The sequence below is a fragment of the Catellatospora bangladeshensis genome (genome assembly GCF_016862575.1).
GTDB classification, from domain to species: domain Bacteria; phylum Actinomycetota; class Actinomycetes; order Mycobacteriales; family Micromonosporaceae; genus Catellatospora; species Catellatospora bangladeshensis.
Genome location: NZ_BONF01000038.1, coordinates 56,113 through 67,713, shown reverse-complemented (window position 1 = coordinate 67,713; position 11,601 = coordinate 56,113). Strand labels below are relative to the sequence as shown.

The window sequence follows — 11,601 nt, the reverse complement described above, 5'->3', positions numbered from 1 at the left end:
CCGTGAACCAGCAGATCCTCCTCAACGTCGGGATCGGCGCGATCTTCCTGGCCATCCTGGTCGCCGTGGTCACGCTGGCCTCGGCGAGCGTGGGCCGCGCCGGCGTGGCCAAGGCACTGGAGACCATCGACACCGTGTATGCCCCCGGCAGCGCGGCGGTCGCCGAGGAGAGCCTCGGCGACCGGCTCAAGCCCGCCGCGCGGCAGGTCTCCGCGCTCGGCCGGGTGCTGACCCCGCGGGGCGCGACGGCGCGGCTGCAGGTCTGGCTGGACCTGGCGGGCAACCCGGTGGCCTGGCCGCCAGAGCGGATCATGGAGATGCAGGGCATCTCGCTGCTGCTCTTCGCCTTCGTCGGCGGCGCGTTCGGGTTCGTGCTGGACTTCGCCGGCACGACGCTCGTGCTCACTGTGGTGCTCGCCGCCGCGTTCGGGTTCTGGGTGCCGTTCATCGCGGTCTACGACCGGGCTCTGCGCCGCCAGCAGGAGATCCGCCGTCAGCTGCCGGACGCGCTCGACCTGCTCACGCTCTCCGTGGAGGCGGGTCTGGGCTTCGACTCGGCGCTCGTACAGGTGGCCCAGACGATGCCGGGTGCACTGTCGCGGGAGTTCGCGCGGGTGCTGCAGGAGATGCAGATGGGCCGGCGCCGCGCCGAGGCGCTGCGCGACCTGGCCGCCCGCACCAGCGTGCCCGAGCTGAAAACCATCGCGACGTCGCTGGTGCAGGCGGGTGAGCTGGGTATCCCGATCGCAGGCGTGCTGCGCGAGCAGGCCCGGCAGATGCGGATCAAGCGCCGCCAGCGCGCCGAGGAGCAGGCCCGCAAGCTTCCCGTGAAGATCATCTTCCCGCTGATCCTCTGCCTGTTCCCGGCGGTGTTCATCGTGGTGATCGGACCGGGCGCGGTCAAGATCGTCGAGAACTTCGCGGCCCGCTGACACGGCTGGTCGAAGCTCCGTTCGCGCCGCTCCGGCAGGCGTGAACGGAGCTTCAGCCGTATCCGGGCCGAGGGTCAGATCAGGTACAGCCGGGCCGCGGCCTGCAGGGCCTGGGTCCGGTTGTGCACACCGAGCTTGTCGTAGAGCCGGGCGACGTAGGTGCGCACCGTCGACTCGGTCAGCCGCATGCGCGACGCGATCGCGGCCAGGCTGCCGCCGTCGTGCAGCTGCCGCAGGATCTGCTCCTCGCGCGGGCTGAGGGTGGTGGAACGGGTGCGCCGGCGGGCCATCGCCTCGGCCAGGTTCGGCGCGGTGAACGAGGCCGGAGCCACCGCCGCGTGGCGCACCGCGGACAGCAGCAGCTCGACCGGCGCGGTGCGCGGCAGGTACGCCGAGAGCCCGGCCTGCAGGGCCTGCAGCAGCAGGCCGTCCTCGGCGGGGCCGGTCAGCACCAGGCCCAGCTGCGGGCGCTGCGTGCGCAGCTCGGCCGCGAGCTGCAGGCCACCCTGGCCCGGGATGGACGCGTCGATGGTGACCACGTCCGGATCCAGGTCGCTGATGAGGTTGATCGTCTCCTCGCCGGTCGCGGCCTGGCCCACCAGGTCGATATCGGGATGGGACGCGCAGGCGGCGCTGTACCCGAGGCGCACCAGCGTGACGGGGTCGACCGCGACAAGCTTGACCGACAAGGGACGCTCCTTGTGACGCTGGGGACACTCTTGTCCTACTCAGCGCCGCCGCCCCCGTCGGTGTCACTGTCATGTCACCGAACTCAGCCGTTCGGGTCCCACGATTCGTCAGATCAGGCGTAGTTGCTGGTCACGGGGTCGACGTGGAGCCTGGTCGCCGAGCTGCTCCAGCAGCCCGGCGTCGACCGGCGCCAGGAACGGGGTCGGGCGGCAGTCGCGCTCGCTGCCGTAGCGCACCCGCCGGGCGGCGTGGCTCAGGTAGAGCCGCCGCTGCGCCCGGGTCAGCCCGACGAAGAACAGCCGCCGCTCCTCGGCCACCTCGGCCTCGGTGGGCGCCGAGCCGGGCAGCCGCAGCGGCAGCAGCCCGTCCTCGCACCCGGCCAGGAAGACGACCGGGAACTCCAGGCCCTTCGCGGCGTGCAGGGTGAGCAGGGTGACGGCCTCGGCCCGCGGGTCGAGCGCGTCGACCTCCGCGCCGGTGGCCACCTCGCCCAGGAAACGCTGCAGGTCCTGGCCGCAGCGCAGGGCCAGCGGGGTGAGCAGGTCGACCGCGGCCCAGACCTCGTCCGGCTCGGGCGAGCCGCCGCCCAGGGCCGGGCGCTCGATGAGCACCTTCGCGGTCAGCTTCAGCCGGGCCGCGACCGAGCCGGTCAGCCCGTTCGCGAGGCGCAGCTCCGCGAGCAGCGTGTTGACCCCGGCCCGGCTGCGCAGCCGGTCGTGCGAGCGCTTCTGCACCGGCACCCCGGCCCGGGACAGCGCGTCCACGATCGCCGCGGCCTGCGCGTCGGTGCGGTAGAGCACCGCGATGTCGGAGAAGGACACCGTCGTGCCGGTCACCCCGCGTACGTCCGCGCGGGTGCGGTGGGACACGCCGCCGACCAGCTCGTCGACCTTGCGGGCGATGAACGCCGCCTCGTCGGCCGGGCTGCTCGCCGGGTAGACGCCGATGAGCGGCGCCTCCAGGTCGACCTTGGCCGGGTCCAGCCGCCGCCCCGGCACCAGCGAGCTGGGCGCGATGGCCTGCGTCGCGGCGGCCAGGATCGGCGCCGACGAGCGGTAGTTGCGGGTCAGGCGCACCACCCGGGCGTCGACGAAGTCGCGGGAGAACTGGAGGAAGAACGAGACGTCCGCGCCCCGGAACGAGTAGATCGCCTGGTCCGGGTCGCCGATCGCGCACAGGTTGCCGTCGCTGGGCACCAGCAGCCGCAGCAGCGCGTACTGGTCGGCGTCAACGTCCTGGTACTCGTCGACGAACACCCACGGCCAGCGCGAGCGCAGCTTGTCCGCCAGCGACGGCTGCGCCTTGAGCAGCGCGACCAGGCGCGGGATCAGCTCGTCCAGCGCGACCCCCTCGCCGCCCGGCTCGTCGGTGACCACCAGGTCGGGCTCCTGCTCGCGCAGTACCGACAGCGCCAGCGAGTGGAACGTGGCTACGGTGACGTCCTCGGCGACCGGCCCGAGCAGGCCGCCCAGCCGGTGCCGCAGCTCCTCGGCGGCCCGCCGGGTGAACGTGATGGCCAGGCAGTCCTCGGGGTAGACGTTCATCTCGGCGCACAGGTACGCCAGGCGGTGGGTCAGCGTGCGGGTCTTGCCGGTGCCCGGACCGGCCACGATCAGCAGCGGGCCGCCCGGCGCGGACGCGGCCACCCGCTGCATCGCGTCGAGGCGGTCCAGCAGGCCGGTGCCGACCTCCTCCATCCCGGCCAGCATCGGCTCGAACGGCTCGTGCGGCGAGGGCGGCGGCGGCAGCGGCGGCGCGGAGACCGGCTTGGTACGGCGTACCGCGGGCTTGCTCGGGGCTGCCTTCGGCGCACGCGGCTTGCGCGGTGCGGTGGGCGCGACCGGCGCGGGCAGGTCGAACAGGGTGTCCGCGGCGGCGGCCGGGCGCAGCTCGGCCGGCTCGAACAGGCGGATCACGCCGTACTCGCCGTCGTAGCCGGGCACCCGGGTCACCCGGCCGGCGCGCAGGCGGCGCAGGGCCTCGCCCAGCAGCTCGCCGCCGGCGGCGGTCACCTCGTCCAGCGGGGCGTCCAGGAGGATGTCCAGCTCCGAGCCCAGCGCCGCGACCAGGGCGTTCACCCTGCCCTCGACGGTGCGGGTCTTCGGGCCGACGCCCTCCAGCTCGCCGACGATCTCCGGCAGCTGCACCAGGTGGGTGACCGGGCGGGCGTTCGGCGCGGGCGCGCCCTCGGGCCGGTCGGCCAGCGCCTCGACCCGGGCCAGCACGCCGATGGTCAGCGGCCGGTGGCACACCGGGCAGATCCCGCCGGTGGCCTTCGACTGGGCGGGGGTCCAGTTCACGCCGCAGTCGCGGTGCCCGTCGCCGTGGTACTTGCCTTCCTCGGGGAAGAACTCGATCGTCCCGGCCAGGCCCGGCGCGCCCGCCAGCGCGGCCTTGAGCGCGTGGTAGTCCAGCGCGCAGTCGAAGCGGGTGGCCTCCCGGGCCAGCGCCTGCGGCGAGTGGGCGTCGGAGTTCGAGACCAGGGCGTATCCATCCAGGCTGGACACCCGGTGGTTCATTGCGGGGTCGCTGGACAGGCCGGTCTCCACGGCCGTGATGTGCCCGGCCAGGTCGGCGTAGCAGTCGGCGATCGCGTCGAAGCCCGACTTGGAGCCCAGCGCCGAGAACCAGGGCGTCCAGATGTGCGCCGGGACCAGGTACGCGTCCGGGCTCGCCTCCAGGGTGATCTCCAGCAGGTCCCGCGAGTCCAGGCCCAGGATCGGGCGGCCGTCGCTGGCCAGGTTGCCGACCCGGCCCAGCCGGTCGCGGAAGCGCTGCGCGGCCTCCAGGTCGGGCAGGTAGATCAGGTGGTGCACCTTGCGGGTGCGCTCGCCGCGCTTGTAGATCGTGGAGATCTCCGCGCTGAGCATGAACCGGGCGGGCTCGCCCGCGGCCAGCCGGGCGGGCAGCCGCTGCGCCACGTCCCGCTCCGCTTCGGGGGACAGCCGGTACAGGCCGGGCTCGGCCTCGCGCAGCTGCTCGCGCAGGTGCTCGTACCAGGCCGGGTGGGTGACGTCGCCGGTGCCGAGCAGTGCCACGCCCTTGCGCCGCGCCCACCACGCCAGCGTGGGCAGCTCGAGGTCCTTGCTGCACGCACGCGAATACCGCGAGTGGATATGCAGATCAGCGGTCCAGACGGGGGGCACGTCGCATCCTGACATGTGTGGCGGGTCCATTGGCAACCGCCACGCGCTTCAGTGAGAGTTGTTACCTCACGCGGCACCGCGACCGCGCGCGGCGCCGCAGGTCAGGCCTGCGAACGCAGCTCGATCAGGGTGATGTCCGGCGGCGCGCCGACCCGCACCGGCGGGCCCCAGAAGCCGGCGCCGTTGGTGACGTACACCTGCGTGCCGTCCACCTCGCCGAGGCCGGAGATCACCGGCTGCTGTAGCCCCGCGATCAGGTTGAACGGCACCATCTGCCCGCCGTGGGTGTGCCCCGACAGCTGCAGGTCGACGCCGTGCTTCGCCGCCTCGAACGCCTGGATCGGCTGGTGCGCGAGCAGCACGACGGGCTTGGCCGGGTCGCGGCCGTCCAGCGCCTTGCCGAAGTCCGGCCCGCCCTCGCCCAGGTCGCCGCCGCTCAGGTCGTTGACGCCGGCCAGGGTCAGGCCGCGGATCTCCAGCCGCTCGTTCTGCAGCGGCCGCATGCCGAGCCGGTCCACCTCGACCAGCCACTCCTCGGCGCCGGAGAAGTACTCGTGGTTGCCGGTGACGAAGTAGGCCCCGTCGCGGGAGCTCAGCTCACGCAGCGGCGCCGCCTCGTCGGCCAGCTCGGCGACGCTGCCGTCGACCAGGTCGCCGACCACCGCGATCAGGTCGGCGTTCATGCCGTTGATCGAGCGCACGATGCGGCGGCTGTGCTCGACGCCGGTCAGCGGGCCCAGGTGGATGTCGCTGACCAGGGCGATCTTGTAGCCGTCCAGGCCGCGCGGCAGCTTCGCGAGCGGGATCTGCACCCGCTTCAGCACCGGGTCACCGAGTGCCGTCCGGACGCCGTACCCGGTGATGCCGACCGCGGTCAGCCCCGCGAAGATCGCCGCCCCGCGGGCGATGAGCAGCCGCCGCGACGGATCGACCGGCCCGGCAGCCGGGGGAAGGGGGCCGTTCGCGGGCGGACCGTCCGCCGGTCGCGCGGCTGCCTCAGGCAGGCCCGGCTCGGCCAGGGCGGCCTCCGCGGAGGTGGCCGCTACGCGCACCGGCTCGGCCTGTGCGGTGCCGACCGCGTCCGGAGCAACCGCCCGCATCGGGCCGCGGGCCCAGATGCGGTTGGCGACCAGCCGGGGGATCTCCAGCACGAGCAGGACGACCAGCAGGTAGAACAGCACGGCCAGCCACATGTAGCCGACCAGCGGGATGATCCAGGACGCCTTCGCGCCGATCACCCGGGGCACGATGAACGCCGCCAGCAGCGCCACCGCCAGCGCGACGATCGCCGCGGTGCCGATCCGGCGCCCGCGCCGCGTGGTGGTGGTGTCCTTGACCAGCCGCTTCCACAGATACCAGTGGATCGGGCCGACGACGACCAGCACCATGCTGAGGAACAGCACTGCTTGCAGCACGGGGTGTCCTTTCACCCGCCGGCGAAGGGCGGAAGCACGTCCACGGTCGCGCCGGACGGAATGGGCGCGCGGCGGTCGTGCCAGGCTAGCCCGTCAACCAGAAAGCTGGCTGAAAGGAGCACCCGCCCCAGCCGGTCCCCGTGCGCGGTGCTCAGCTCCTTGACCAGCTGGGTCAGGTCCAGCCCCGCGGGCAGGCGCTCCTCGCCGACCCCGGCTGCGGCGCGCGCGCCCGCGTAGTAGCGGATCGTGATCACGTTCATCCCCCGATGGCGGACATGGGCCGGGTGGGCTGCAGGAAGCGCGGGTTGTCGATGCCGTGACCGGGCATCTTGCCCCACATCGCGTCCCGCCAGCGCTGCGCGATCTCCTCGTCCTCGGCCCCGCCGCGCAGCAGCCCGCGCAGGTCGGTCTCGCCCCGGGCGAACAGGCAGTTGCGCACCTGCCCGTCGGCGGTCAGCCGGGTCCGGTCGCAGTCGCCGCAGAACGGCCGGGTCACCGAGGCGATCACGCCGACCTTCGCCGGACCACCGTCGACCAGCCACGTCTCGGCCGGTGCGCCGCCCCGCTCGGCGGGGTCGGGGGTGAGGTCGAACTCCGTGGTCAGCGACGCCAGGATCTCGTCCGCGGTGACCATCTTGTCGCGGCTCCACCCGTGCTGGGCGTCCAGCGGCATCTGCTCGATGAAACGCAGCTCGTACCCGTGCTTAAGGGCGAATCGCAGCAGCGCGGGGGCCTCGTCGTCGTTCACGCCGCGCAGCAGCACCGCGTTGAGCTTCACCGGGGTCAGCCCGGCCGCGGCGGCGCCGGACAGCCCGTCGATCACGTCCTGGAAGCGGCGGCGCAGCGCGATCGCGGCGAAGCGCTCCGGGTCGATGGTGTCCAGCGAGACGTTGACCCGGTCCAGCCCGGCGTCGCGCAGCGGCACGGCGAGGCGGGCCAGGCCGATGCCGTTCGTGGTGACCGAGAGCCGGGGCCGGGGCGACAGCGCCGCCGAACCGGCCACGATGTCCACGATGCCGGGGCGCAGCAGCGGCTCCCCGCCGGTGAAGCGCACCTCCTCGACGCCGAGCCGGGTCACCGCGATCGTGATCAGCCGGAGCACCTCGCCGTCGGTGAGGATCTCGGCCTTCGGCAGCCAGGGGAGGCCTTCCGGGGGCATACAGTACGAACAGCGCAGGTTGCACCGATCCGTCAGCGAGACCCGCAGATCGACGGCGCGACGGCCGTACCGGTCGATCAGTCCAGGGTGCGCGGAGGTCACCTTACGAACCTACCGCGCCGTTAACGGCATGCGCGGTCCCTGGCCACCTGGCAGGATCCCGGCCGTGTTGCTGACCCTCTCGACCACGCACCGTCCCGCCACCGACCTCGGCTTCCTGCTGGTGAAGCACCCGGACCGGGTGCACACCTTCGACCTCAGCAGCGGTACGGCCACCGTGCTGTACCCGGAGGCGAGCGAGCAGCGCTGCACCGCCGCGCTGCTCGTCGAGATCGACCCGCAACGGCTGGCCGACACCCGCGCCGACGGGCAGCAGCTCAACCAGTACGTCAACGACCGGCCGTACGCGGCGTCCAGCCTGCTCGCCGCCGCGCTGAACCGCGTCTTCCGCACCGCCGCGCGCGGTGTCTCCAAGGACCGGCCCGAGCTGGCCGCGACCGCGATCCCGCTGGAGATCGGCGTGCCGTCGCTGCGCGCCAAGGGCGGGCTGAAGCTGGCCGAGCGCCTGTTCACGCCGCTCGGCTGGACGGTGCGGGGCACCGTGCTGCCACTCGACCCGGCGTTTCCGGAGTGGGGCGACAGCCGTTACGTCGACCTGACGCTCACCGGCGAGCTGCGCCTGGCCGACGCGCTGAACCACCTCTACGTGCTGCTGCCCGTGCTGGACGACGCCAAGCACTACTGGGTCGCGCCCGACGAGATCGAGAAGCTGCTGCGCGCCGGCGACGGCTGGCTGGCCGGGCACCCGGAACGGGCGCTGATCATCCGGCGCTACCTGGCGCACAGCCGGGCGCTGGCCGCGAAGGCGGACGCGGCGCTGGCTCCGCTGGAGGAGGCGCCCGCCGACGACTCCGTCGCCGAGGGCCCCGCGGTGGAGAAGACCAAGCCGCTGAACGTACGCCGGCGCGCCGCCGTGCTCGCCGCGCTGGCCGACACCGGCGCGACCCGGGTCCTCGACCTGGGCTGCGGCGGGGGCGCGCTGCTGGGTGACCTGATCCGGGACCGGCGCTACACCGAGATCGTCGGCGCGGACGTGTCGCCGAAGGTGCTGGAGATCGCCGAGCGGCGGCTGCGGCTCAAGCGGCTGCCCGACCGGCAGCGCGCCCGGATCAAGCTGATCCAGTCCGCGCTGACCTACGTCGACGAGCGGCTGCGCGGGTACGACGCCGCCGTGCTGATGGAGGTCATCGAGCACCTGGACGCACCCCGGCTGCCCGCGCTGTGCGCCGCGGTGTTCGGCGACGCCAAGCCGGGCGCGGTCGTGGTGACCACGCCCAACGTCGAGTACAACGTGCGCTACGAGGGCCTGGCCGAGGGCGGCCACCGGCACGACGACCACCGCTTCGAGTGGACCCGCGCCGAGTTCACCGCCTGGTGCGACCGGGTCGCCGCCGACTACGGCTACGCGTATGCGCTGCGCGACGTCGGCGACGCCGATCCCGAGGTCGGCCCGCCGACCCAGCTGGCCCTGTTCACGAAGACCGAGACCGCCGTCGCCGAGGAGGTGCCCGCATGACCGAGCACGACGAACCCACCACGACCGAGCCGGCCGCCGCCGGCACCTTCGCCGAGCGGACGGGCCGGGCTGGTGATCCCACCGTCGTCACGCTGCCCGAGCTGTCGCTGGTCGTGCTGGTCGGCATCTCCGGATCGGGCAAGTCCACCTTCGCGCGCCGGCACTTCCTGCCCACCCAGGTGCTGTCCAGTGACGCGTTCCGGGGGCTGCTCGCCGACGACGAGAACGACCAGTCGGTCACGAAGGACGCCTTCGAGGTGCTGCACCTGGTCGCGGGCAAGCGGCTGCGGGCCGGGCGGCTCACCGTGGTCGACGCGACGAACGTGCAGCAGCACGCCCGCACCGCCCTGGTCGAGGTCGCCAAAGCGCACGACGTCCTGCCGGTGGCGATCGTCGTGGACACGCCCGAGCCGCTGTGCTGGGAGCGCACGCAGGCCCGGCCCGACCGGGCGTTCGGCCGCGAGGTGCTGCGCCGCCAGCACCGCGACCTGCGGCACTCACTGAACCGGCTGGCCCGCGAGGGCTTCCGCAAGGTGTACGTGGTGAAGGATCCCGACGCCGTCGAGCTGCGCTACGAGAAGCTGTTCAACGACCGCACCGAGCTGACCGGCCCGTTCGACCTGGTCGGCGACGTGCACGGCTGCCGGGCCGAGCTGGAGCGGCTGCTCACCGCGCTCGGCTGGGAGCTGACCCGGGACGCGTCCGGGCGGGCGGTGGACGCGAGCCACCCCGCGGGGCGTACCGCCGTGTTCGTCGGCGACCTGGTGGACCGCGGGCCGGACTCGCCCGGCGTGCTGCGCCTGGTCATGAACATGATCGCGGGAGGCCGGGCGCTGTGCGTGGCCGGCAACCACGAGAACAAGCTGCTGCGCCACCTGCGCGGGCGGCAGGTGCAGCTCACCCACGGTCTCGCCGAGACCGTCGCGCAGCTGGCGGCCGACCCGGTCGACGGCCTGGCTCCGTTCCTGGACGGCCTGATCAGCCACTACGTGCTGGACGGCGGCCGGCTGGTGGTCGCGCACGCCGGGCTGAAGGAGGCCTACCACGGCCGGGCGTCGGGCCGGGTGCGCTCCTTCGCCATGTACGGCGACACCACCGGCGAGACCGACGAGTTCGGCCTGCCCGTGCGCTACCCGTGGGCGCAGGAGTACCGCGGCCGTGCCATGGTCGTCTACGGTCACACGCCCACGGTCGTCCCGGAGTGGGTCAACAACACCATCTGCCTGGACACCGGAGCCGTGTTCGGCGGCAAGCTGACCGCGCTGCGCTACCCCGAGCGGGAGCTGGTCGAGGTCACCGCCACCGAGCGGTACTACGAGCCGGCCCGCCCGCTGCGGGCCGCCCCGGTGCCCGATCGTGCGGCGGGGGCGCTGTGGCTGTCCGAGGTCACCGGGCGCCGGCACGTGCAGACGCCGTACGGCACCGTTACCGTGCCCGCCGAGCACTCCGCGGCGGCGCTGGAGGTGATGAGCCGGTTCGCGGTCGACCCGCGCTGGCTGCTCTGGCTGCCGCCGACCATGGCCCCGTCCTCGACCTCGGCCGTGGACGGCTACCTGGAGCACCCGGCCGAGGCGCTGGCCGACCTGCGCGCCGCCGGGGTGGACCGGGTGGTCTGCGAGGAGAAGCACATGGGTTCCCGCGCGGTCGTGCTGGTCTGCAAGGACGCGGCCGTCGCCGCCAAGCGCTTCGTCGACGACGGCGCCACCGGCGTGATCTACACGCGCACCGGGCGGCCCTTCTTCGACCCGGACCGCACCGAGCAGCTGCTGGCCAAGGTGCGCGCCGCGGTCACCGCGGCCGGGCTGTGGGACGAGCTGGACACCGACTGGCTGCTGCTCGACTGCGAGCTGCTGCCCTGGTCGGCCAAGGCGCAGCCGCTGATCCACCAGTACGCCGCGGTCGGCGCCGCCGGCCGGGCCGCACTGCCCGCCGCCCTGGAGGTGCTCGACGTGGCCGCCGCCCGCGGGCTGGACGTGGCCGCCCAGCGTGAGCGGCTCGGCGGCGTCCTGCGTGACGTGCACGCCTTCACCGACGCCTACCGCCGGTACGTCGCCCCCGTCGAAGGGGTCGACGGGATCACGCTCGCCCCGTTCGCGGTGCTCGCGGCGGAGGGCCGGTCGTTCACCGACGCCGACCACGGCTGGCACCTGTCCGTGGCCGACCGGCTGGTCGCGGCCGATCCGGCGGCGTTCACCCCGACCCGCCGCCTGGTGCTCGACCTGACCGGGGACGCCTCCGACGGCGCGATCGCCGAGGCGACGGACTGGTGGCTCGCGCTGACCGGCGCGGGCGGCGAGGGCATGGTGGTGAAGCCGTACGCCGGGCTCTCCGTGCGCGGCGCGAAAGGCCTGGTGCAGCCCGGCGTGAAGTGCCGCGGCCGGGAGTACCTGCGCATCATCTACGGGCCCTCCTACACCGAGCCGGACCAGCTCGCCCGCCTCCGCCAGCGCAAGCTCGGCCGCAAGCGCGCGCTCGCCCTGCGCGAGCACGGCCTGGGCCTCGCCGCCCTGGACACGGTCGGCCGCGACGGGCCGCTCTGGCGCGTACACGAACTCGTCTTCGCGATCCTCGCGAGCGAATCCGAACCCACCGACCCCCGCCTCTAGAGGCGGCTCGGCAGTTTCGGGGAAACTGCACCTACCGGCCTCCCGGAAGCCGCACTTTCCCCGAAACTGCTGCCTGC

Annotated in this window: 8 protein-coding genes; 3 read left to right on the top strand and 5 right to left on the bottom strand. The window is 73.5% G+C overall.

Annotated features, from left to right (window positions below):
* Nucleotides 1–2 precede the first annotated feature (2 nt).
* Nucleotides 3–932 (top strand): type II secretion system F family protein, encoded by a 930-nt coding sequence (locus Cba03nite_RS29065; RefSeq protein WP_203752869.1) that lies wholly within the window; start codon nucleotides 3–5, stop codon nucleotides 930–932.
* 74 nt (nucleotides 933–1,006) lie between these two features.
* Here Cba03nite_RS29065 and Cba03nite_RS29060 read toward each other — a convergent pair whose 3' ends face one another.
* The 5 genes from Cba03nite_RS29060 to moaA all read right to left on the bottom strand — a co-directional run bounded on the left by Cba03nite_RS29060 (nucleotide 1,007) and on the right by moaA (nucleotide 7,444).
* Complete coding sequence (locus Cba03nite_RS29060; protein ID WP_203752867.1) at nucleotides 1,007–1,621, bottom strand: response regulator transcription factor; 615 nt, start codon at nucleotides 1,619–1,621, stop codon at nucleotides 1,007–1,009.
* Between the two features lie 108 nt (nucleotides 1,622–1,729).
* The gene (locus tag Cba03nite_RS29055) at nucleotides 1,730–4,798 is read right to left on the bottom strand and encodes a UvrD-helicase domain-containing protein (protein WP_203752865.1); all 3,069 of its coding nucleotides are present in this window, start codon (nucleotides 4,796–4,798) and stop codon (nucleotides 1,730–1,732) included.
* Nucleotides 4,799–4,869: 71 nt separating this feature from the next.
* Complete coding sequence (locus tag Cba03nite_RS29050; RefSeq protein ID WP_203753012.1) at nucleotides 4,870–6,156, bottom strand: metallophosphoesterase; 1,287 nt, start codon at nucleotides 6,154–6,156, stop codon at nucleotides 4,870–4,872.
* A gap of 38 nt (nucleotides 6,157–6,194) precedes the next feature.
* A complete protein-coding gene (locus Cba03nite_RS29045) occupies nucleotides 6,195–6,443 on the bottom strand; it encodes a ubiquitin family protein (RefSeq protein ID WP_203752863.1) in 249 nt (82 codons plus the stop codon).
* Nucleotides 6,440–7,444, bottom strand: a complete 1,005-nt coding sequence (moaA, locus tag Cba03nite_RS29040) for a GTP 3',8-cyclase MoaA (RefSeq protein ID WP_203752860.1) — start codon at nucleotides 7,442–7,444, stop codon at nucleotides 6,440–6,442. The genes Cba03nite_RS29045 and moaA overlap by 4 nt, the downstream gene beginning before the upstream one ends.
* 64 nt (nucleotides 7,445–7,508) lie before the next feature.
* Here moaA and Cba03nite_RS29035 point away from each other — a divergent pair, with 64 nt between their 5' ends.
* Complete coding sequence (locus tag Cba03nite_RS29035) at nucleotides 7,509–8,918, top strand: 3' terminal RNA ribose 2'-O-methyltransferase Hen1 (protein WP_203752857.1); 1,410 nt, start codon at nucleotides 7,509–7,511, stop codon at nucleotides 8,916–8,918.
* Nucleotides 8,915–11,524, top strand: coding sequence for a polynucleotide kinase-phosphatase (locus tag Cba03nite_RS29030; protein WP_203752854.1), 2,610 nt, complete (start codon nucleotides 8,915–8,917; stop codon nucleotides 11,522–11,524). The genes Cba03nite_RS29035 and Cba03nite_RS29030 overlap by 4 nt, the downstream gene beginning before the upstream one ends.
* Nucleotides 11,525–11,601: the final 77 nt, after the last annotated feature.

Excerpts from the sequence above, each read along its gene's own strand:
- Cba03nite_RS29050 (WP_203753012.1), bottom strand. The coding sequence starts at position 6,156 with ATGGTGCTGGTCGTCGTCGGCCCGATCCACTGGTATCTGTGGAAGCGG.
- Cba03nite_RS29045 (WP_203752863.1), bottom strand. The coding sequence starts at position 6,443 with ATGAACGTGATCACGATCCGCTACTACGCGGGCGCGCGCGCCGCAGCC.
- Cba03nite_RS29055 (WP_203752865.1), bottom strand. The coding sequence starts at position 4,798 with ATGGACCCGCCACACATGTCAGGATGCGACGTGCCCCCCGTCTGGACC.
- Cba03nite_RS29030 (WP_203752854.1), top strand. The coding sequence starts at position 8,915 with ATGACCGAGCACGACGAACCCACCACGACCGAGCCGGCCGCCGCCGGC.